16 protein-coding genes are annotated in these 21945 nt (G+C 61.6%); 1 reads left to right on the top strand and 15 read right to left on the bottom strand.

Annotated features, from left to right (window positions below):
• Nucleotides 1–72: 72 nt before the first annotated feature.
• Entirely contained in the window at nt 73–2346 is a 2274-nt protein-coding gene (locus tag I2H38_RS01705; protein WP_324617328.1) for a sensor histidine kinase, read from the top strand.
• A 124-nt stretch (nt 2347–2470) separates the two neighbouring features.
• Here the strand turns inward: I2H38_RS01705 and I2H38_RS21205 are convergent, their stop codons facing one another.
• The 15 genes from I2H38_RS21205 to I2H38_RS01630 all read right to left on the bottom strand — a co-directional run bounded on the left by I2H38_RS21205 (nt 2471) and on the right by I2H38_RS01630 (nt 21943).
• Entirely contained in the window at nt 2471–5041 is a 2571-nt protein-coding gene (locus I2H38_RS21205; RefSeq protein ID WP_196270065.1) for a calcium-binding protein, read from the bottom strand.
• 780 nt (nt 5042–5821) lie between these two features.
• Nucleotides 5822–7786 (bottom strand): calcium-binding protein, encoded by a 1965-nt coding sequence (locus I2H38_RS01695; RefSeq protein ID WP_196270064.1) that lies wholly within the window; start codon nt 7784–7786, stop codon nt 5822–5824.
• 188 nt (nt 7787–7974) lie between these two features.
• Nucleotides 7975–10926 (bottom strand): bifunctional [glutamine synthetase] adenylyltransferase/[glutamine synthetase]-adenylyl-L-tyrosine phosphorylase, encoded by a 2952-nt coding sequence (locus tag I2H38_RS01690; RefSeq protein WP_324617327.1) that lies wholly within the window; start codon nt 10924–10926, stop codon nt 7975–7977.
• Between the two features lie 94 nt (nt 10927–11020).
• Nucleotides 11021–12436, bottom strand: a complete 1416-nt coding sequence (locus tag I2H38_RS01685) for a HAMP domain-containing sensor histidine kinase (protein ID WP_196270063.1) — start codon at nt 12434–12436, stop codon at nt 11021–11023.
• 13 nt (nt 12437–12449) lie between these two features.
• Complete coding sequence (locus tag I2H38_RS01680) at nt 12450–13148, bottom strand: winged helix-turn-helix domain-containing protein (protein WP_196270580.1); 699 nt, start codon at nt 13146–13148, stop codon at nt 12450–12452.
• Nucleotides 13149–13282: 134 nt separating this feature from the next.
• Nucleotides 13283–14485, bottom strand: coding sequence for a S1C family serine protease (locus I2H38_RS01675; RefSeq protein ID WP_196270062.1), 1203 nt, complete (start codon nt 14483–14485; stop codon nt 13283–13285).
• A 168-nt stretch (nt 14486–14653) separates the two neighbouring features.
• Nucleotides 14654–15115 carry a cytochrome c-type biogenesis protein gene (locus I2H38_RS01670; protein ID WP_196270061.1) on the bottom strand — a complete coding sequence of 154 codons (462 nt, stop codon included), beginning with the start codon at nt 15113–15115 and terminating at the stop codon, nt 14654–14656.
• Between the two features lie 3 nt (nt 15116–15118).
• Nucleotides 15119–17101 carry a heme lyase CcmF/NrfE family subunit gene (locus tag I2H38_RS01665; protein WP_196270060.1) on the bottom strand — a complete coding sequence of 661 codons (1983 nt, stop codon included), beginning with the start codon at nt 17099–17101 and terminating at the stop codon, nt 15119–15121.
• 16 nt (nt 17102–17117) lie between these two features.
• Nucleotides 17118–17576 (bottom strand): cytochrome c maturation protein CcmE, encoded by a 459-nt coding sequence (ccmE, locus tag I2H38_RS01660; protein ID WP_196270059.1) that lies wholly within the window; start codon nt 17574–17576, stop codon nt 17118–17120.
• On the bottom strand, nt 17573–18670 hold the full coding sequence (ccmI, locus tag I2H38_RS01655) for a c-type cytochrome biogenesis protein CcmI (protein WP_196270058.1): 1098 nt from the start codon (nt 18668–18670) through the stop codon (nt 17573–17575). The genes ccmE and ccmI overlap by 4 nt, the downstream gene beginning before the upstream one ends.
• A gap of 71 nt (nt 18671–18741) precedes the next feature.
• Nucleotides 18742–20139 (bottom strand): sensor histidine kinase, encoded by a 1398-nt coding sequence (locus tag I2H38_RS01650; protein WP_407663994.1) that lies wholly within the window; start codon nt 20137–20139, stop codon nt 18742–18744.
• A complete protein-coding gene (locus I2H38_RS01645) occupies nt 20136–20807 on the bottom strand; it encodes a response regulator transcription factor (RefSeq protein ID WP_196270057.1) in 672 nt (223 codons plus the stop codon). The genes I2H38_RS01650 and I2H38_RS01645 overlap by 4 nt, the downstream gene beginning before the upstream one ends.
• Nucleotides 20808–20822: 15 nt before the next feature.
• Complete coding sequence (locus tag I2H38_RS01640; RefSeq protein ID WP_196270056.1) at nt 20823–21023, bottom strand: PepSY domain-containing protein; 201 nt, start codon at nt 21021–21023, stop codon at nt 20823–20825.
• A gap of 160 nt (nt 21024–21183) precedes the next feature.
• The gene (locus tag I2H38_RS01635) at nt 21184–21393 is read right to left on the bottom strand and encodes a hypothetical protein (RefSeq protein WP_196270055.1); all 210 of its coding nucleotides are present in this window, start codon (nt 21391–21393) and stop codon (nt 21184–21186) included.
• A gap of 1 nt (nt 21394) precedes the next feature.
• The gene (locus I2H38_RS01630) at nt 21395–21943 is read right to left on the bottom strand and encodes a glycoside hydrolase family 108 protein (RefSeq protein WP_196270054.1); all 549 of its coding nucleotides are present in this window, start codon (nt 21941–21943) and stop codon (nt 21395–21397) included.
• Nucleotides 21944–21945: the final 2 nt, after the last annotated feature.

Raw genomic sequence — 21945 nt, 5'->3', positions numbered from 1 at the left:
TTCTGGAGGGAACTTCGCATGGCGGGGGCGGTGACCGCATGCGTACCCGCACGCGCGGGTACGATTCTAGGGGTGGCGCGGTCTGACGCGAGCCCGACATATCGGCGACTGGAGCAATATGAGCCCTTCCTGAGGCTCGCAGTTCCAGCTTTCCTTGCACTCTTTCTCGTCACGCTTGCGGCGACGGCCTGGGTGCAGGTGCGTCAAAACCACAAAGACACACTGCAGAACGCAATCGGCGACATCGATATCATCGCATCGCTATCGGCAGCGAAGCTCGGCAACCATCCTGCACCCGCCGATCGCGGCGCGGCCGCGTCGCGGTTAAGCGACCTTGCGAAGACCATGCCGGCCAGTGCGCTGACGCAGAGCCGCACGCTCATGCTCGTCGATCGCGCCGGCGTCATTATCGCCTCCTACCCCGCGACGGAGACACCTCCTCGCGCGCTCGCCGAGTTGCTCGGCGATGCGCAGCCGCTCGCGCTCTTCGCCGATCGCGCTGGCGTCATGACGATCAAACTCGCCACCGGCGATGACGGCATCGCGACGGTGCGTTCGCTTCCGGCCTCGTCGGGTCAGATCGCCATCGTGCAACCAATCCCGCGTATTCTCGACGGATGGTGGTCGCGCACCATCGGCCATGTGTCGCTGATCGGCGCGACCATTCTTGTGCTTCTCGGCGCCGGCATCGCCTATGTCATGCAGGCGAACCGCGCGCAGGCCGCCGACGAGGTGTGCGAGAAGGTACGGGACCGAATTGACTCCGCTCTGAACCGCGGACGCTGCGGCTTGTGGGATTGGGACATCGGACGCGGACGCATCTATTGGTCCGACTCCATGTATGAGCTTCTCGGCTACGAGCGGCAGGACGAGTTCCTCTCGTTTGGCGAAGTCAACACCATGATCCATCCCGAGGATCAGGACCTCTATACGCTCGCCGAGCAGCTCGCCTCCGCCAGCACCTCGCTCGTCGACTACGAATTCCGCATCCGCAGCTCCAGCGGCGATTGGGTGTGGCTGCGCGCCCGCGCCGAACTGATGAACGACCCCGACGACGCGGCGAGCCACCTCGTCGGCATCGCGGTCGACGTGACGGAGCAGCGCAGGCTCGAGGAGAAGACCGAAAAGGCCGACGCCCGCCTGCACGATGCCATCGAGGCGATCTCCGAAGCCTTCGTGCTGTGGGACGCCAATAACCGCCTCGTGCTGTGCAACTCCAAATTCCAGAAGCTGCACGAACTTCCCTCCGACGCCAGTCTTCAGGGCATGACCTATGCCGAAGTGATGGCGCAGGGCCGCCCGCCGGAAGTGCAGCATCAATTCGTCCGCGCGCAGAACCAGGATGTGGGTGCACGCACCTTCGAGGCGCGGCTTCAGGATGGCCGCTGGCTGCAGATCAACGAACGACGCACCAAGGACGGCGGCTACGTCTCCGTCGGCACCGACATCACCGCGCTGAAGCGCCACGAGCATCGGCTGGTCGAGTCCGAGAAGGAACTCATCGCGACGGTTCTCGACCTCAAGCAATCGCGCCAGAAGCTCGAAGCGCAGACCCACCAGCTGGCCGATCTTGCTGAGCGCTATCTCGACCAGAAAGCCCAGGCCGAGAGCGCCAACCGCGCCAAATCCGAATTCCTGGCCAATATGAGCCATGAGCTGCGCACGCCGCTCAACGCCATCATCGGCTTCGCGGAAGTCATGCAGAGCGGCATCTTCGGATCGCTCGGCTCGGACAAGTACGAGGAATACTGCACCGACATCCGCACCAGCGGCGAATATCTCCTGTCGGTCATCAACGACATCCTCGACATGTCGCGCATCGAGGCGGGCCGCACGAGCCTGAAGAAGCAGCCCATTGAGGTGAACGGGTCCGTCCAGAAGGCGCTCAAGCTCGTCAGCGAGCAGATCAAGGCCAAGAACCTGTCCGTCTCGGTCGACGTCATCCCCGAGGACATCGTCGTTCCGGCCGACGAGCGGGCCATCCACCAGATCCTCGTCAACCTGCTCCAGAACGCGACGAAATTCACCAGCGACGGCGGCTGCATCACGGTGCGTACCCGTCAGGCGGGCGACGCAATTAACATCTATGTCGAAGATAACGGCATCGGCATTCCGGCTCACGCCCTGCAGAAGCTCGGACGCCCGTTCGAGCAGGTCGAGACCGAGTTCTCAAAGAGCTACAAGGGCTCGGGCCTCGGCCTCGCCATCGCGCGCTCGCTCACCGAACTTCACGGAGGCACGCTTCGCATCAAGAGCCAGGAAGGCGTGGGCACCATCGTGCTGGTCCACTTGCCGCTGACGGAAGCCACGAGCGCGGACATCGCGCTGGCGGATGCGGCGGCGTAAGCGAGCGACCTGCGATGGAAGCGCGGCGACGAGCCCTGCGCTTCGCACGAAGAAAAAACGCCAGCGTATCGTTACGCTGGCGTTTGTCGTTTCAGGAGTGTCGATCAGGTCTTTTTGCGAACCGTCACAGGATGAAGTTGGCGGAGGTCAAGGCCAGATTGGCCGAGAGAACCGCGAACTTGATCTGAGCGGCAGCCCCCAGCCCGTCGGCATCGTAGGACAACTCGCCCGTGGCCTTGTTGTAAACGATCTGCGGCGCCCAGGCATTCGCTCCGGGACCGATCGCAAGGAAGGTGTTGGCGTTCAAGCCCTTGAAGATGCTGCGATCCAGCTGGATCAGGTCTTCGGCGACATTGAAGTCTGTCACCTGATCGACGTTGGAGGTTCCGTTCAGGGCCGTGTCGAACGCGAACACGTCCCGCCCGGCCCCGCCGGTCAGCGTGTCATTGCCGAGGCCGCCCCAGATCATGTCGTTGCCGTCGCCGCCGAAGAGCTGATCGTTGCCGGTGCCGCCATCGAGCGAGTCGTTGCCGCCCTGACCGTCCAGGAAGTCGTTGCCCTCGTAACCGCGCACCACGTCGTCGCCGTAATTGGCGTAGAACCAGTCGTTGCCCGCGGTGCCGAGGATCACGTCCGCGTAGCGCGAGCCGACCAGCACCTCGATGGAATTGTACACATCGTCCTTGGCGATGCCGGTGCTGGCATAGGTGTTGCCGAAGTTGATCGTCAGGCCTTCGGTGGCATCGTCATACGACGCGATATCGGTCCCCTCGCCGCCATAGAGCGTGTCCGCGCCCGCCCCGCCGTAGAGCGTGTCGTTGCCGGCGCCGCCGTCGATCAGGTCGTTGTCGGCATTGCCGTAGAGAACATCGTCGCCGGCGCCGCCATAAAGCGAGTCGTTGCCATATTCGCCATAGAGCGTGTCGTTGCCGTCTTCGCCGTAAAGGCGGTCGTGGCCGAAGCCGCCGACGATGTAGTCGGCACCCGTGCCACCATAGATCAGGTCGTCGCCGTCCTCGCCGAACAGATGATCGTTGCCGGCATAGCCGTAGAGCGTGTCATTGCCGGTTCCGCCATAGGCGACATCGTTGCCGTCGCCCGCATCGATCAGATCGTTGTCGGCACCGCCATAGAGCGTGTCGTTGCCGTCGCCGCCCCAGAGCATGTCGTTGCCGTCACCGCCAAACAGCTGATCGTTGCCGGTGCCGCCGTCGAGCGAGTCGTTGCCGCCCTGACCGTCCAGGAAGTCGTTGCCTTCGTACCCGCGCACCACGTCGTCGCCGTAATTGGCGTAGAACCAATCGTTGCCCGCGGTGCCGAGGATCACGTCCGCATATCGCGAGCCGACCAGCACTTCGATGGAATTGTACACGTCGTCCCTGGCGATGCCGGTGCTGGCATAGGTGTTGCCGAAATTGATCGTCAGGCCTTCCGTGGAATCGTCATACGACGCGATATCAACCCCGCCGCCGCCATAGAGCGTATCCGAGCCCGCGCCGCCGTAGAGCACGTCGTTACCGTCGCCGCCGTCGAGGATGTCATTGCCGGCACCGCCATACAGTTGATCGTTACCGGTTTCGCCAAAGATGAAATCGTTGTTGCTACCGCCTTTAATTGTATCGTCTCCGCCCCCACCATAGAATAGACCTTGCTCCGAAGAGCCTTGAATAAAGTCATTGGTGCCCAGCATCATTTTCAGATTAACAGCCCTCCCACCGGCGGGAGTTACCATAATGAACTGAGTATCGACGCTGTTTGAACGTAAATTTTTATCACGCGATCGCGAAACGTCGCCACCATTTTCTATCCACCCCGGCCAGTCATGGTCGGCAATTGTGACAACATAATTGCTATCTCTATAGATACCACCGTAGCGACCGTTGGGAAATCTAGCTTCGCCATACATCAACCACTCGAGATCGAGCGCAATATTACGCATTACATCGCCGGTGCCGTTGGCCGCGTCGTGGGCGTATTGTTTAGTCTCAGCGACATTGACAGGCCTGGCAAGGAACCCTTCGCGGAAACTAGGATCACTCCAACCATCAGGACCGTCCTGGCGCGAAACAACGTAAAGAATCGTACCATCAGACATTATTTCCGATTTTAATTCCTTCATAACGACGAGATGCCCGTCAGAATTGTACCCTTTTATAAGCATCCCATAATCAGTATATATAGTAGTTGTTGTTACAATTCTGTCCTTAGCTGCATAAAATGGATTCTCCTGCTTCCATAGCATCGGAATATTTTTATCAACCCAAATTTCTAAAGAATAAACAGCATCAAGAATCCACTCTCCACTTGGATCCAAATGAAATTCACTTATTTTTTTACCATCTTCTGAAATAAGTGACTTCAATATACGAAAACCAACTAGATTTCCGTCCGCGTCGTAGTCGCATCTAGTAATTGTCCCGTCCGGGTTAATTCTATCACGAATGCGCACATTCGAGGCCGTGTCGTCTTGGCCTGTCCCATCTACGGGTCTGCTCCCCCATGTAACGCCAGCCCCCACGACTTGATCGAACCCCCAGGCAGCCTGCGAGCCGCCATAGGTCACTGGAGCCCCGGAACCATCGAAATACGCGTTTGCAGCGCTCGCAAGCGACCAGGCCCCATTTTGATGCAGGAAGCTTATCGTTGCGCCGTACATATCGGTGCGGTATTCGAAGGGGTTGCTTTCGTAGGCCATGTGGTTCCTCACTGTTTCAGCTACGGCCGGCCCACTTGGGCACAGGACGCTGCGTCGATGGATTCCACGGGACATTCAACGCACCTATTATGCAACTATATAGCATCGCGCGCAAAGCCAGTTGGCGAATTTGCAAACCCCTTCCTTTTGATTGTGACAGCGGAAAAAATACCCGCAACAATAGGCATTTCGATCGCAGGACTATGCGCCGAGAGACCGCCGCCAATATCGCGAGCCCGCACTCCAAAAGCCCGAAAATCCGGGAGAAAACGGGCCCTGTGCATCAAAGGACGCAGTGTGATTTAGCACCGGGCTGGCGTTATCTGCGTGTGAACTTACGCCGTGCCTCGGAAGCCGCCGGTGAGTTTGCAACCACGCCCGCAATGTGCGCTCGAACACATCTCGCGCAGACTGCGCCATAGCGCTTAGGCGTTGCGAACCCCGCTACGGCGGCAAGACGCTCACAATGGCCTGCCTTGCCACTGCTGCATGGAGACGCCCTCCGATCATCCGATCGCAGCCATCGTGGCGAGAACACCTGAGCAGGGTGGCATGTCCCGATGACGCCTGTACATCCGGATTGGCCTGAAGGTCTGTCGATCAGGCAGGACGCCCGCACGTATCTTCTCACGCCGGATCGCGAAAAGAGGCCCCTCCGCGTTGGTGGATGACAGCGTTCCGTAACAGGGGTTGAGACCACGCCTCACCCAAACAAAAAACGCCGGCGTATCGCCGGCGTTTGTCGTTTCAGGAGTGTCGATCAGGTCGTTTTACGAACCGTCAGAGGATGAAGTTGGCGGAGGTCAGGGCCACGCCGGCCGAGAGAACCGCGAACTTGATCTGGGTGGCTGCGCCCAGCCCGTCGGCATCGTAGGACAACTCGCCCGTCGTCTTGTTGTAGACGATCTGCGGTGCCCAGGCATTCGCTCCGGGACCGGTCGCAAGCAACGTGTTGGCGTTCAAGCCCTTGAAGATGCTGCGGTCCAACTGGATCCTGTCGTCGGCGACATTGAAATCCACGATCTGATCGACGTTGGAGCTTCCGTTCAGGGCCGTGTCGAACGCGAACACGTCCTGCCCGGCCCCACCGGTCAGCGTATCGTTGCCGAGACCGCCCCAGATCATGTCGTTGCCGTCGCCGCCGAAGAGCTGATCATTGCCGGTGCCGCCGTCGAGGGAGTCGTTGCCGCCCTGGCCGTCCAGGAAGTCGTTGCCCTCGAAACCGCGCACGACGTCGTCGCCGTAATTGGCGTAGAACCAGTCATTGCCCGCAGTGCCGAGGATGACGTCAGCGTATTTGGAGCCGACCAGCACTTCGATGGACTTGTACACGTCGTCCTTGGCGATGCCGGTGCTCGCATAGGTGTTGCCGAAATTGATCGTCAGGCCTTCAGTGGAATCGTCATAGGAAACGATATCGGTCCCGTTGCCGCCATCGAGCGTATCCGCGCCGGCACCACCATAGAGCGTGTCGTTGCCCTCGCCGCCCCAGATCATGTCGTTGCCGTCGCCGCCGAAGAGTTGATCGTCGCCGGTGCCGCCGTCGAGCGAGTCGTTGCCGCCCTGGCCGTCCAGGAAGTCATTGCCTTCGTAGCCGCGCACCACGTCGTCGCCGGAATTGGCGTAGAAGCAATCATTGCCCGCCGTGCCGAGGATCACGTCCGCGTATTTGGAGCCGACCAGCACTTCGATGGACTTGTATACGTCGTCCTTGGCGATGCCGGTGCTGGCATAGGTGTTGCCGAAATTGATCGTCAGGCCTTCGGTGGAATCGTCATAAGACGCGATATCGGTGCCGTCGCCGCCGTCTAAGATATCCGCGCCCGCTCCGCCGTAAAGCACATCGTCACCGGCGCCGCCCCAGAGCTGATCATTACCCGCGCCACCTGAAATCGTGTCGTTCCCTTCGAAGCCACTCAATATGTCGATCCCGGCCGTCCCCTGAAGGACATCATGGCCAGCCGTCCCGGTTTTGAATTGAACGACGTGCACGTCATCGCCGGACTTCACTTTAACCTCGAAGTCGATGGAGTTTTTACTGACTGTGCCTCCATTCTCCTTCCACCCGGGCCAATTCGGATCTGCTACAGAAGGCATGCCTTTGTTATCGATATAGATACCGCCGCCGGGGCCGTTGGGATAACGTTCCGTGCCATAGATCGACCATTCCAGTTGCCTTTGGAGCGTATCCAGGAAGCCCCCGGTGCCATAGACGGCATTCCACCGGTCTGCATTTGCCTCTTGGGGGGTGCCTGCGCCGAACAAGCTATCAAACAAATCAATATTGAATGAGGAAGACGGAGGCTGGAAAGTATAGCTGTAGAATTCGTTCTGCCCACTTTTAGTGGTAAAGTGACGGGAGTAATACCCATCCGGGTTTCGAACAGTTGATACGTATGACCAATCGGTAACGTTCCCATTGGCATCGGTGACGACGGAGCCGTACGCTCCGTCCGCGTAGTAATTCACCGTCCGTGTTGATCCATCGGAGAGGGTTACTTTCTTCGTGGCAACAACTGATACCGAGCCCGTGACACCCGTGTCCGCGGTGCAGATTGGTCCACCTCCCGTGGCCACATTGACCACATTGCCAGTCTGCGAGCCGCCATAGGTTAGCTTGGCGCCGGAGCCATCGAAGTATGCGTTTGCAGCACTCGCAAGCGACCACCCATTTTGGGTTAGGAAGCTTATGACAGCCCCGTACATGTCGGTGCGGATTTCCCAGGGGTTACTTTCGTTGGCCATGCCGTTCCTCGCTATTTCAGCTATGCTTGACGCCGCACTGAGCTGGACGTTGCGCCAATGGATTCCATACGACTGGCAGCCTTGCTACTATATAATGATGTAGCGTATCGTTGCGTAAATCGTTGAAATATTTACATTAATTCACCCTCAAGTTGCATATCTCGTCAGCAGCGCCATCGTGATTTGCATCAACGCAGAACCCGCGCGAACACGTCCCGCACCAAGCCTCTCGCCTCGCCCAATTGAGTCAGCAGGACTTTCGCGTCGGGCGATCCGGCTACGCCCGCGAGGCGCTTCAGGATGGCTGGCCTGACCGCAGCTGCATCAAAACGCCCTTCTATGGTCAGTCGCTGCCATTGGAAGATGGCGCTGAACAAACGGTGTGCTTCGATCAAGGTTTGCGCATCCGCGTCGTCGAGGACACCGTGTCGAGCGACCTCCGTGAACACGGCCTCAGGCACCAATGTGAGCAAGGACGGATAGGAGTGCGCGTGCGCGAGGACGAGGGCCTGCGCAATGAAATCCAGATCGGTCAGGCCGCCGCGTGCGAGCTTCAAATCCCACGGATCGTCGTCGCCCTTTTCCTGGGCAATGAGCTCACGCATCGCGCGAACGTCCTTGAAGACCTTTTTGCGATCGCGCGGCGTGCCGACGATGTCTCTCACGGCACTCTCAACGCGCTTCGCGAATTCCTCGTCACCGGCCAGGACACGCGCGCGGGTGAGTGCCATGTGCTCCCATAAATCGGCCTCGCTCTTCTGATAATTCACGAAGCCTAAGAACTGCGAAGCGACTGGGCCTTTGCCTCCTTGCGGGCGAAGACGCAGATCGACTTCGTACAGCAATCCGCGCCGCGTCGGCACTGTCAGCGCGGCCACGAGGCGCTGAGTCAGGCGCGTGTAATAGACCACCGCATCGAGCGATCTTGGTCCCGAACTTTCGCGACGCTCTTCGTCGAAATCATAGATGACGACGAGATCGAGATCGGACCCTGCCGTCAGTTCTCGCGTGCCTAGCCTCCCAAGGCCGAGAATGGCGATCTGTCCACCGGACACAATTCCATGCTCTGCCTCGAAAGCCTGTCGGACTTGCTCGAACGACGTGCGGATGATCGCCTGTGCGATGGCAGCATAGACCTCGCCGACCTGCGCGGGCGACAGGACATCAGAGAGAAGCCGCGCGCCGGTGATGAAGCGCATCTGCCGCGCGGCGTCACGGGACCGGTCGAGAAAATCCTCGAAGTCACGCGGCGATCCGATGATCTGGCGGACCTGCTCTTCGATAGCCGCTTCGTCCGTGGACGCAACGCCGAAAGCCGGATCGATCAAGGCATCGAGCACGTGGGGCGATTGGGCCACCGTGTCGGCAAGGCGCGGAGCCGTGCCCAAAAGATCCGCGAAGCGAAGGCGCAAACGGTCATGCGATTGCAGGATGGTGAGAAGTTCGACCGCTGCCGGCATGCGGCCAAAGGCGCGGTCGAGGGCAGCAAGAGCGCCATCGGGGTCCGCCGTTCCGCCAAGCGCGGACAACAACGCGGGCGTCAACTCCGTCAGGACTTCGCGCGCACGCTGGCTCGTGATGGCGGAGCGACGGCCAAAATGCCATCCGCGCACGGTCTCAGCGGCTTTTTCGGGCTCGTGGAAGCCGAGGCGTTGGAGAGTCGCGAGCGTGTCGGGATCGTCACTCGTGCCGGTGAAGACGAGGTTGCCGACATCGGACGCGAGTTCCGGCCCCTCTTCGAAGAGAAGCGCATAGTGACCCTGCACGATGCTTGCGTGGTGTGTCAGGGCCTTGGAGAACGCTTTGAGATTGGGATAGCCGCAGAATTTCGCGAAGCGCTTGAGGTCCTCCTCATCGGAGGGCAGGCGCTGTGTCTGCTCATCCGCCACCATCTGCAACCGATGCTCGATAGTGCGCAGGAAGCGATAGGCGTCGGAGAGTTCATCCCGCGCCTTGTCCGTAATCCAACCCTCATCGTGGAGCGCAATCAGCATATCGAGGGTGCGACGGCCGCGAAGGCCGGGACGCCGTCCGCCGAAGACGAGTTGCTGCGTCTGCACGAAGAACTCGATCTCGCGGATGCCGCCGCGTCCGAGCTTGATGTCATGGCCCGCGACCGCGATCTCATCATGCCCGCGCACCGCATGGATCTGCCGCTTCATGGCGTGCACATCCTGGATCGAGGCAAAGTCGAAATATTTGCGCCAGATGAAAGGCCTCAGCTCAGCGATGAAATTCGCGCCGAGCGTCAGATCACCCGCAACGGGCCGGGCCTTGATGAACGCCGCGCGCTCCCAATTCTGGCCGACGGTTTCGTAATAGGTATAGGCGGAGGGGAGAGAGACCGCTGTCGGCGTCGAGCCGGGGTCCGGGCGAAGGCGATAATCGACGCGGTGCACATAGCCGTCTGGCGTGCGCTCTTGCAGAAGGCGGGCGAGTTGCTGCGCGATGCGTGTGTAGAGGGTCGCGGCTTCCGCGCCCTCGGGCAGCGCCGGGCTTTCCGGATCGAAGAAAATGACGAGGTCGATATCGCTCGAATAGTTGAGTTCACCCGCGCCGTGCTTGCCAAGAGCCAACACGGTAAAGCCGGAGCCCTCGCCGGGAAAATCCGGGTTCTGAAGAATGATGCGCCCGAGATCGGCAACCTCCGTCAGAACGAGATTGACGCCGCCGCTCACCGACGCGTCGGCAAAATCGGACAGAGCCTGCGTCACCTGCTCGACACCCCAGAGGCCGCCAATATCGGCAAGTGCGACGAGAAGAGCATGCGTGTTGCGGTTGCGGCGAAAGGCGCGCACCGCGTCGTCCCGCGTCAGGGCGCCGGAGCGCAACCCCCTGAAGAGGTCGGCTTGGTTCTCGACAATCGCCCCATGCACCTCCTCCGGCGACTCACCGGCGAGTTTCGCCATCCGCACTGGATCGCTGACGACGAGTTGCCACAGAAAGGAGGAATGGTCCGCGAGAGCGAGAAGAAGATCGCGGAAAAGGCCCGCCTCAAGATGCGGCAGGAGGGACGCGGCCCCCGGCTCGTACCGCACCCGCCGGAGGAAGTCGGTCAGCTGGGTCTTGGCCCGCCGGAGATCGGCGACGGGAGGAGCCTGCTTCAGGCGGTGGAGGAAGGAGCGGTTCTGATCCGGCACGGGCAATCCAACGAATCCTTGCGATGGATTGAGTGTCCATGCCCTCCCGCCCGAGGCAATCGAAATATCGCCGTTATGCTCTTGTGTTTCAGATTCAAGCGGCAGCCGGTAGCGTGGCTTGCGTATCCTTGCGCGGCAGCACGAGCACGGCGCGCAGGCCGGGCTCATTATCCTCAAGTCGAAGGGCTCCCCCATGGAGACGGGCGACGGCTGCCGCAAGGCTGAGGCCGAGTCCGAAGCCGGGGCGCGAGCGCGCGGTTTCCAATCTGACGAAGCGCTCGACCACATGTCCCCTCTCGGCCTCGGGGATGCCGGGGCCGCGATCCGCGACCGCGATCAGCACTTCCCCATTGGCGCGCCTCACCGTAACGGTGATCGCTTTCTCGGCCTGGCCTGAGCCTGTGGAGCCATATTTCAAGGCATTGTCGAGCAGGTTTGCCACTGCCTGCCCCAAGAGCTCGCGACTGCCATGCAGAGGCAAGTCGTCCTCGATCGTCACGCCGAGAGACACGCCGGCCTCCTCCGCCAGGGCTTCATAGAGCTCCGCGACATCGCGCACCGCCTCGGCTGCGTCGAAATCCGCCAACTCCTCGCGGGCATTGCCGGCTTCGAGACGCGCGATCATGAGAAGCGCGTTGAAGATGCGGATCAGATTGTCGCTTTCATCGATGGTCGCCTCAAGCGCAACCTTCAATTCATCCGGAGTCCTTGCCGTCCGCAGAGCCTCGTCGGCCTTGTTGCGCAGGCGGGTCAGAGGGGTCTTCAGGTCGTGGGCGATATTGTCCGAGACCTCGCGCATGCCCGTCATCAATTCGCCGATGCGGTCGAGCATGTCGTTGAGGTTATGGGCGAGACGGTCGAGCTCATCGCCGGTACCGGCCACCTTCAGGCGTCCATTCAGATCCCCCGCCATGATGACGCGGGTTGTCTCCGTCATGTCGTCGACGCGCTTGAGCACGCGGCGCGTAATGAACCAGCCGCCCGCGCAGCCGAGAACGCCGATGAACAGGAGCGAATATCCGAAGGCGCGCTGGATGACCGCGTTCAGGCGCGCCCGCTCCTCCAGATCGCGTCCGACCATGAGGCGAAAACCTCCGGGCAGCAGATAGACTCGGACGAGGGCTCTGCTTGGAGCGGCCTCTCCATCGTCGGTGCGGCTGTAGGGCGTTTCGAACTGGCCGGGCTGATCGATCACGCCCGGAGGCAGCGCGCCGATATTGCCCGCGATCTTCTCGCCATTATTGGTCGTGACGAGATAAAGCGAGGCTCCCGGCGCTCGCGAGCGCCGCTCGACCACATTCACGAGACGGCGCAGACCGCCCATGCGGTACTGCTCCGCCAGCCCGTTGATCTCGGCTTCGATGGTGGAGACGAACTGGTCATTGAGCAGCCGCTGGGCGCTCCAGGCCACATATCCCAGCGTCACGAAGGCGAAGATGGTGAAGATGACGAGATAGGTAAAGGAGAGTTTGAACGCCGTCGTGCGGACGAGCTTGCCGAGGGCGTTCATCGATCACACACTCTCATTCTTCATCTCCATCGCTGCCGACACGGACCATGTAGCCCGCCCCGCGAATGGTGTGAATGAGAGGTTTGTCGAACCCTTTGTCGATTTTGGCCCGCAGCCGGGAGACGTGTACGTCGATGACATTGGTCTGGGGGTCGAAATGATAGTCCCACACGTGCTCCAGAAGCATGGTCCGGGTCACGACCTTGTTGGCATTCCGCATCAGGTATTCGAGGAGCCTGAACTCGCGCGGCTGGAGGACGATCTCCTGCCCCGACCGCGTTACCCGGTGGGACAGGCGGTCGAGTTCGAGATCGGCGATGCGATAGATCGTCGGCTCCGCCGAGGGAACGGAGGCTCGCCGCCGCGCAAGAACCTCTACGCGGGCAAGAAGTTCGGAGAATGCATAGGGTTTGGGGAGATAGTCGTCACCGCCCGCGCGCAGGCCCTTCACCCGGTCGTCAACCTGCCCGAGGGCCGAGAGAATGAGGACGGGCGTTTCGATGGTCTGTTCGCGCAAGGACCGGATCAGGGACAGCCCGTCGAGTTTCGGGAGCATCCGGTCAACAACGAGGACGTCGTAATCCCCCGATTCTGCCATGGCATAGCCATCGAGGCCGTCCGCGGCATGGTCCGCCACATAGCCCGCTTCCCGAAAAGCTTTGACGAGATAAGAGGCCGCCTCTCGGTCGTCCTCGATAATGAGAATCCGCATGGACATGAGTGTAGCGCATTTTAATCCCAACGGCAGGCCGGCCTTGGAGGAGGGATAGGCCAGCCTGCCGTGGGCGGTGGACACCAAGTGACAGGGATACAATTGAACCTGGTGCCGGCTTCGTCCGAAGGGGATTAAGCCCCCTTCGGCTGACTTGCGACTTCGAGAGTCACCGTGCGCTCCTTGCCATCACGATAGAGAGTGAGCGACAGAGTCTTGCCGGGTGCGACCTGAGCCACCTTACGCGACAGATCCTTCGCCTCGCGGATCGTCTCGCCATCGACCGCGACGATGGTATCGCCCGTCCGAACACCGGCTTTGGCGGCAGGGCCGTCCTTGATCGCTTCGGCTACCAGGGCGCCTTTCGGCTCCTTGAGACCAATGGCCTCGGCGATTTCCTTGGTCACCGGCTGCATCTGCACGCCGATGAAGCCGCGGGTCACCGAACCCTTGTCCTTCAATGAGGCGACGACCTGATCGACCGTGCTCGCGGGGATCGCGAAGGCGATGCCGACGCTGCCGCCGGACGGCGAGAAGATCGCCGTGTTCACGCCCACGACCTCACCGGCCAGATTGAAGGTCGGGCCGCCGGAATTACCCTTGTTCACGGGTGCGTCGATCTGGATGAAGTCGTCGTAGGGGCCTGCGCCGATATCGCGATGCTGCGCCGAGACGATACCCGCCGTGACAGTCCCGCCGAGACCGAAGGGGTTGCCGACCGCCAAGACCCAATCGCCGATCCGGGCCTTCTGGGGCGCGAGACGGACATAAGGAAGGTCCTTCTCGCCATCGACCTTGAGCAGGGCGATGTCGGTCTTCGGATCGGTGCCGATCACCTTCGCGCTGAGCACCTTGCCGTCATCCATGGTCACTTGGACGTCGGACGCGTTCTCGACGACGTGGTTGTTCGTCACCACATAGCCATCGGCCGAGATGAAGAAGCCGGAACCGAGCGCCTGTGCGAACTGCCGCGGCTGTTGCCGCTGGCCGCGCGGCCCCTGCTGTTCACGGAACTGGCGGAAGAAGCGCTCCATCGGACTGCCAGGCGGCAGATCGGGAATCGAGAACTGCGGACCATCGCCATCATCGCCGCGATCGGCAACGTTCAGTACCTTTACCTTCACCGAGACGACCGTGGGCTTAACCTGGTCGATCACATTGGCAAAGGACGGCATGCCCTGCACCGGCTGCGACATGGAGCGCAGTTCGGCGTGGGCGGGACTGGGAACAACGAGACCACTCTCGACGGCGCCGCCTGCGATCAACGCAGCAACGGCCGCCGCGCCGAGCCATTTGGTCATACGCTTGCGGGCGGGTGTGGAAACTTTGTCCAACATTTTGTCTTCTCCTCGCTGGGCCCTCCTGGGGCCGTCATGAGAAGAAGATGAGCCTTGCCGCCTTACGGCACTCTCACCTCAAGATGAAATGTTGGTAAGGTTGTCTTGAAGCATGTTTCGAAAAAGCGGGATGCGGTTTTTCAGACGAAATCATGCGTTATCAAAAACCTAGAGCGCGTCCTGATCGCGCTTCAGCAAAGCATCCAGCGCCTCTTGCTCCGCCTTATCGAGCGCAGCCACCGTCCGGGGACGCCGCCTCAAGGCGGCATAGGCGCCAAACCCGCCAAGAACGAGCACAAGCGCGGGCGTCAGCCATAGCAAGAATGTATGCGCGCCGAAGGTCGGCTTGAGCAGGACGAACTCGCCGTAGCGCTGGACAAGAAAGGTACGCACCTGTTCGTCGGTGTCCCCGGCTGACAGACGCTCCCGGACGAGGAGCCGCAGGTCCTTCGCGAGGGTGGCGTCGGAATCGTCGATGGATTGGTTTTGGCAGACCAGGCAACGCAAGCCTGACGAGATGTCGCGGGCGCGATGTTCCAGAACCGGGTCCTTCAACACCTCGTCCGGTTGGACGGCATAGGCCGAACCGCTCGCCAGAAGAGCTGCGATGAGGGCAAGGACGAAGCGCATCCCCTACTCCGCCGCCACCGAGGCCGCTGACAGGGTCTTCGCCCGTACCGGCGTGCCGATGCGCAACCGCCGGTCCGTCAGCGAGATGGCTCCGCCCGCCGCCATCACAAGTGCCCCGAGCCAGATTAGCAGGACCAGCGGCTTGTAATAGAGCCGCATGCCGATCGAGCCGTCCGGCTGGATTTCGCCGAGGCTGGCATAAACCTGACCCAGCCCGACCGTCATGATGCCCGCTTCCGTCGTCGGCATGCCGCGGGTCAGGTAGAGACGCTTCATGGTCTCCAGATTCCCGAGCTCCTGCCCGTTGCGGGATACCATGAGGATCGCGACGTCTTCGCGATAATTGGCCTCGACGCGAGGAAGGAGGCGTTCGAGCCGGATTTCATAGGAGCCAGCCTTGAGACGATCGCCGACCTTCATGGTGCCGAGGCTCTCGACACCCCAGGCGGTCGCGGCAATCCCGATCACCGTCACGCCGACGCCCGCATGGGCAAGGGCTGTCCCCCAGGTCGAGCGCGGCAGACCAGCAGCCTTGCGCCAGACCACCGCCCACGGGCTTCCCTTGGACCAGGAGCGGGAGGCAATCTCGTTGAGGGAACCGAGGATCAAGAAAACGCCAAGGCCGACGCCCAGAGGGGCGGCAACCGGCCCACCGGCGGTGAAGGCCAGAACGGCGAGCGTGACAAGGATCGCGAGCCCCGACGCCGCATAGAGCCGCTGCGCGGTGCCGAGAAAGTTGCCGCGCTTCCAGGCAAGGGTCTGCCCGAACGGCAGAAGCAGAAGCAGCGGGATGATGAGCGGCAGGAAGGTGAAATTGAAGAACGGCGCGCCGACGGAAATTTTCTCGCCCGTCAGGACCTCGAGAGCCAACGGATAGAGCGTGCCGATGAACACCGTGGCGCAAGCGGTCGCCAGGAAAAGATTGTTCAGGACGAGCGCACCCTCGCGCGATACGGGCGCGAACAGTCCGCCCTGCCGCAGCAGGGGAGCGCGCCAGGCAAAGAGCGCGAAGGAGCCGCCGATGAAGACGATCAGGATGCCGAGAATGAAGCTTCCGCGCGCCGGGTCGACCGCGAAGGAATGGACAGAGGTGAGCACGCCGGAGCGGACCAGGAAGGTGCCCAGCAGCGACAGCGAAAAGGTCAGGATGGCGAGCAGGATCGTCCAGACTTTGAGCGCGTCGCGTTTTTCCATGACGACAGTGGAATGCACCAGGGCCGTCCCGGCGAGCCAGGGCATGAGGGAGGCATTCTCAACCGGGTCCCAGAACCACCAGCCGCCCCAACCGAGCTCGTAATAGGCCCAGTAGGACCCCATGGCGATGCCGAGTGTGAGGAAAGCCCAGGCAGTCAGGGTCCAGGGGCGGACGATCCGGGCCCAGACTGCATCGATGCGCCCATCGATCAGGGCGGCGCAGGCAAAGGCGAATGAAATAGAGAAGCCGACGTAGCCGACGTAGAGGAGCGGCGGATGAATCGCGAGGCCCGGATCCTGAAGCAGCGGATTGAGGTCTTGCCCCTCCCCCGGTGCGGGCATGACGCGGGTGAACGGATTCGAGGCGGTCAGAATAAAGAGGAGGAAGGCGAACGTGATTGCAGCCTGGACAGCGAGCGTATTGGCCTGCAAACGGGCCGGAACGGTATTTTTTGAAACCGCCACGACTGCGCCGAACAGAGCGAGGATCAGCACCCACAGGAGCATCGAGCCCTCGTGGTTCCCCCAAACGCCAGAGATTTTATAGATCAGAGGCTTCGTCGAGTGGGAATTCTCGACCACGTTCAGGACGGAAAAATCGGAGGTCACGTAGGCGGCCGTCAGCGCCACGAAGGCGAAGCCGACGCAGGCCAGGACTGCCAAAGCAGTCGCCGGAGCGACCCTCATCAGCACCGGATCGTTGGCCCGTGCCCCCCAAAGCGGCACGACGAACTGTATCAGGGACAAGCCAAGCGCGAGCGCGAGCGCGAAATGTCCGGCCTCGACCAACACGATGGCATCCCCTCAGTTACTGCGCCTGTTGTGAGGCTTTTCCTTCACCCTGCCAGTGGCCTTGACGCCGCAGGGCGTCGGCTACTTCGCGAGGCATATAGTTCTCGTCGTGCTTGGCGAGAACCGTGTCGGCTCGGAAAACATCGGGATTTTCCAGAACCCCCTCGGCGACGATGCCCTGCCCCTCGCGGAACAGATCGGGCAGCAACCCCTTATAGCGCACGAGGATCGAGCTTTGTCCGTCCATCACCTCAAAGGAAACCTGCTGGCTCTCGGTGCGCTGCACGGAGCCCTGTTTCACGAGACCGCCGAGGCGGAAACGTGTGCCGGGCTGCACGTTCTTGGCTTGGATGTCAGCCGGCGAGTTGAAGAACACAATTGTGTCATTCATGGCGTAAAGCACCAGGCCAAGGGCAAGCGCGAGAACGCCTCCGGCGACACCGATCAAGGTTAGGCGGCGTTTTTTTCTGGTCATGGTGCGGAGTCGATCAGTTTCAATTCGCGTGCCATCGTCTCGATGGTTTTCAATCCTGCTTCGTCCTTTGCAAGCGCCTGACGGGCCTGCTTGGCCGTGGCGGCTGCTTTATCACGCTGCCCGAGAACGGCATAGGATCGCATCAGGCGGGCCCATTCCTCGGCGCTGCCGCCTTGCGTTTCAAGACGGGTCGCGAGGCCGGACACCATGCGGGCTATGTCCTCCGAACCGATCTGGGGACCGCCGCTCTCGGCCGATCCGGGTTGCGGCGCGCCGAGCCGAGAGAGTTGCTCTCTCACCACGGCAACCCAGGGGGCGTCAGCCGGCGAGGCTGAGAGGAGTTCGGTGTATTCCGCTTTCGCCTTCTCGATTTGCCCGTCCTGCTCAGCGGCGCGGGCGAGATAGAATCGGGCTTTCACAGCGGTTCTGTCGAGGGCAACGGCCCGCTCGAAGGCCGCTTGAGCCTCGACTGAGACAAGCCCGTCCTTGGCGAGTACCATGGCTTCGCCATAATTCGATAGCCGGTTCGCCTCGGGGCCGAGATAGCGAAGGGCTGACTCATAGGCCTTCACCGCGTCCTCTACACGGCCCATTCGCATGTAGACGGGGGCAAGAACCTCCCAGCCTCGCCCATCCTGCGGGTTCTGTGCCAGATGCGCTTCGATCTGCGCCACCGCCGTGCCGAAGTCGAGTTTTGCCGTCTCCTGGCTGACAGGGACCGACGGAGTACTGAGAAGATGCGGTGAGCCATAGGCTCCATAAATAGCGATCGCGAGGACCGGCACGACAGACAGAGCCAACGCCGAGGCCGCGCGACGCCGCCGCAATGCAGGCTCTCCCACGGCTGCCACAGCCGCGTCCTGCAGGCCGTTTGCACGCAAAAGTCGGCGACCGGCTTCAGCCTTGGCTGCTTCGGCCTCGCTCGGCAGAAGCGCGCCCCGCGCCCGGTCGCGTTCGATCTCGGCGATTTGTTCCCGATAGAACTGCGTATTGGGATCCACCTGTCCCGCAACGGCATAGTGGCGCGACAGCGGCCAAAGAACTGCCATCACGGCCGCAGCCGTCATCACCAGGAGTATTATCCAAATCACCATAAGAGCCTACTTAACGCGGCCATTCGTGAAGCACGATGGCGGCACGGTGTCACGCACTAATGGGAATTTGGTCACGCTCGATCCCCCGGCAGCTCGAGTACAGCCCTCAAACCACCGACGGGCGAAGCCTCGAGCTTCAGGGAGCCGCGGTAGAGCGCGGCGAGGTCGGTCACGATGGAGAGCCCTAGGCCCGAGCCCGGCTTCGTCTCGTCGAGACGGCGGCCACGTTTGAGCATGTCGGCGCGCGCGGCTTCCGGCAGGCCGGGGCCATCATCATCGATCAGGAGGCGAAGATGGGATCGCTCTTCTTCGTCGCGGATGATTTCCGCGGTCACCACCACCCGCCCAGAGGCCCATTTGGCGGCATTGTCGATAAGGTTGCCCGCTATTTCCTCAAGATCCTGTCTCTCCCCCCGGAAGCGCAAGCCTGACGGTACGACGATGTCGACCTCAAGATCCTTGTCGCGGTAGATTTTCGCGAAAGTACGGGCGAGCCCTGCGATCACGGGCTCCACATCCGTCAGGGTCCCGAGAGTCCCTGCGAGGGCCGCGGCGCGCGCGCGGTCGAGATAGTAGTTTACCTGATCGCGCATGACCGCCGCCTGCTCACGAACCTTCGCGGCGACCTCTTCCGGCGCGCCCTCGGCCTCGTTGACGATGATGCTGAGTGGCGTCTTGAGGGCATGGGCAAGATTGCCGACCTGGGTCCGCGCCCGCTCCAGGATTTCACGGTTCGTTTCGAGAAGCTGGTTAAGCTCGCTGGCGAGCGGCTTGATATCGCGGGGGTAGTCACCGACGATCCTCTCCGCCTCCCCTCTCCGGATGGCGCCGAGCGCGCTGCGGAGCTTGACCAGAGGCTGGAGGCCAAAGCGGATCTGCAGGAGAGTGGTGAAGCCGAGCGCCATCCCAAGAAGCGTGAAGGTCACCGTCAGCGCGACCAGAAACTCGCGCACATTCGTGTCGATCTCGTCGGATGGGCCGCCGACACGAATGACGAAACGCCCGTCCTCGCCAAGATCGATGTCACGCTCGATCACGCGCAAGCCGCGCTCATCCGGCGCCTTGCCGTAGCCGCGCCGGATCTGGCCGAACTTGTCGTCGATCGAGGGGGTGAGGCTCGGAAACTGCCCGCCGAAAAGGGATTTCGAGGACCGGATCTCCCACGGCTTGGCATTAGGCCGCGCCACCTGCCAATACCAACCTGACAGGGGCAACTCAAAACGCGGATCGCCGATGGGACCGAGATCCCGATCCGGATCGCCCGGTGCGACAAGGTTCGAGGCAAGGGTGTTGGCGTAGACGAGGAGCCGCTGATCGAACGCCCGCTCCGTATTATCCCGGTAGAGCGTGGAGAGGATCAACCCCGCGATCAGGAGGATCACGAAACTCCAAAAAAGTGCCGAGACCGCCAACCGAACCGCGATCGAGCGGCCCGTAAACCGATCGAGGATCGGACGGATTCTGCTCACGTCTTGGTCTGGCTCGTGTCGAGGAGATAGCCCAGTCCGCGCACGGTCTGGATGATGTCGACGCCGAGCTTCTTGCGAAGACGGCCGATGAACACCTCGATGGTGTTGGAGTCGCGGTCGAAATCCTGATCGTAAAGATGCTCGGTCAGCTCACCCCGGGACACGATGCGCCCGGTATGGTGCATGAGATAGGAGAGCAGCCGGTATTCGTGAGAGGTCAGCTTGATCGGATTGCCGTCCACCGCAACGCGGCCGGAACGGGTATCAAGCTTCACCGGCCCACAACTGATCTCGCTCGTCGCATGCCCCGTTGCACGGCGGAGCAAGGCCCGGACGCGGGCCAGAAGCTCTTCCATATGAAAGGGTTTGGTCACGTAATCGTCGGCACCCGCATCGAAGCCCTGCACCTTGTCGCTCCAACGATCCCGGGCCGTGAGGATGATCACAGGCATCTTCCGGCCTTCGCGACGCCAAGCGCTGAGAACGGACACGCCGTCCACCTTCGGCAGGCCGAGATCGAGGATCACGGCATCGTAGGGCTCGGTCTCCCCGAGGAACTGCCCCTCTTCGCCGTCAGCGGCGGAATCGACCGCGTAGCCCGCATGTTCCAGGGCTGTCACGATCTGCTGGTTGAGGATCTTGTCATCCTCGACGACGAGAAGGCGCACGCTTCGAATTTCCCCTTAATGGACCGATTTCACCCGTCCGGAAGGACCGTCAATCATCACTTGCACGATCCGACCGTCCTTCTGCAAGGCCATGATGACATAAACAAGGACATCGCTGCTCCGGCAGAGACTGGCCCGCACCACGTCCGCATTGGGCACTTGCCGCCGCGCGGTCATCACGGCGGACGCCGGCGCGACGATGGTCTTGGAAGCCACGGCTTCCTGCATCTCACGGGGCGGAAGGCAATTCTGGAGCGCCGACGTCGCACTTTGTGCGTGCGCCGCGCCCATCAGTCCCCACAAAGCCAAGATTGACCAAATCAGTCGCATGAAGGGACCTTGCCCCGCTCGCACTGAACGGAGCCTGAATGTTACTCTACTTCAGGATCTGCTTCGTGGCGAGGATCCGGAAAATCGTGGAGGCGATGAAGCTCGCGGCCGCCACCAGCTGGACGACGGCCTCCGTGAGCGCGCTCGTGCCCAGGTCGGTCGCGTCGAAGCCGAGGACGCTGAGGAGCAGCGCGACGAGGCCGATGATGTTCGCCCAAACTGTGCGGCTGGCGAGAATTGTCTTCGTATCGATCATATCAATCATTCTTTCCAAGAAACGATGAGGAATGGGCGAGCCGGAGAGCCTCCCGCTCGACCGCGAGAACCCTGACGCGCCATCCCCTTCCAAAAACAGACCAGGACGCGAGGCGAGCAAGGAAGCCGAGGCGCGCCCGGGTCAGACGACGGACCACGTCCGCCTGATCGGACTTGCGCGCCGCGCTCAAGGTGAGCGGGCCGATCACACCGTCCGCCTCAATCCCGAGGACGCTCTGAAACATGCGCGCAGCCCGTGCCGGACCGGAATTGACGGCAAGGTCGAAGACAGCCAGCGCCATTCCCGGCGGGAGGTCACCAGCCTGGACCGTGTCCCAATACAGGCGGCGATAAATCGCCCCCGCCTCGGCCTTCGTGAGATTGCGGACGTCCTCGACGGCAACGGGGCGCGCGCGCGAACGGGCCAAGGTCTCCCGCGTAATTCCGAACTTCGTCGCCCCACCGGGATCAAGAGCATGCTGCACGAAGCCGCCCTCGTGCAGCAGAACCAAGGCAAGACATTCATCGAAGAGAGTTGCGCCCGTATGCATGC

It is taken from the genome of Microvirga alba (assembly GCF_015694465.1).
GTDB classification, from domain to species: domain Bacteria; phylum Pseudomonadota; class Alphaproteobacteria; order Rhizobiales; family Beijerinckiaceae; genus Microvirga; species Microvirga alba.
Note: the sequence above shows the minus strand (reverse complement) of the source record. Positions and strands in the feature narration are given on the sequence as shown.

Excerpts from the sequence above, each read along its gene's own strand:
- I2H38_RS21205 (WP_196270065.1), bottom strand. The coding sequence starts at position 5,041 with ATGGCCTACGAAAGCAACCCCTTCGAATACCGCACCGATATGTACGGC.
- I2H38_RS01695 (WP_196270064.1), bottom strand. The coding sequence starts at position 7,786 with ATGGCCAACGAAAGTAACCCCTGGGAAATCCGCACCGACATGTACGGG.
- I2H38_RS01685 (WP_196270063.1), bottom strand. The coding sequence starts at position 12,436 with ATGAACGCCCTCGGCAAGCTCGTCCGCACGACGGCGTTCAAACTCTCC.
- I2H38_RS01680 (WP_196270580.1), bottom strand. The coding sequence starts at position 13,148 with ATGCGGATTCTCATTATCGAGGACGACCGAGAGGCGGCCTCTTATCTC.
- I2H38_RS01675 (WP_196270062.1), bottom strand. The coding sequence starts at position 14,485 with ATGTTGGACAAAGTTTCCACACCCGCCCGCAAGCGTATGACCAAATGG.
- I2H38_RS01670 (WP_196270061.1), bottom strand. The coding sequence starts at position 15,115 with ATGCGCTTCGTCCTTGCCCTCATCGCAGCTCTTCTGGCGAGCGGTTCG.
- ccmE (WP_196270059.1), bottom strand. The coding sequence starts at position 17,576 with ATGACCAGAAAAAAACGCCGCCTAACCTTGATCGGTGTCGCCGGAGGC.
- ccmI (WP_196270058.1), bottom strand. The coding sequence starts at position 18,670 with ATGGTGATTTGGATAATACTCCTGGTGATGACGGCTGCGGCCGTGATG.
- I2H38_RS01635 (WP_196270055.1), bottom strand. The coding sequence starts at position 21,393 with ATGATCGATACGAAGACAATTCTCGCCAGCCGCACAGTTTGGGCGAAC.
- I2H38_RS01630 (WP_196270054.1), bottom strand. The coding sequence starts at position 21,943 with ATGCATACGGGCGCAACTCTCTTCGATGAATGTCTTGCCTTGGTTCTG.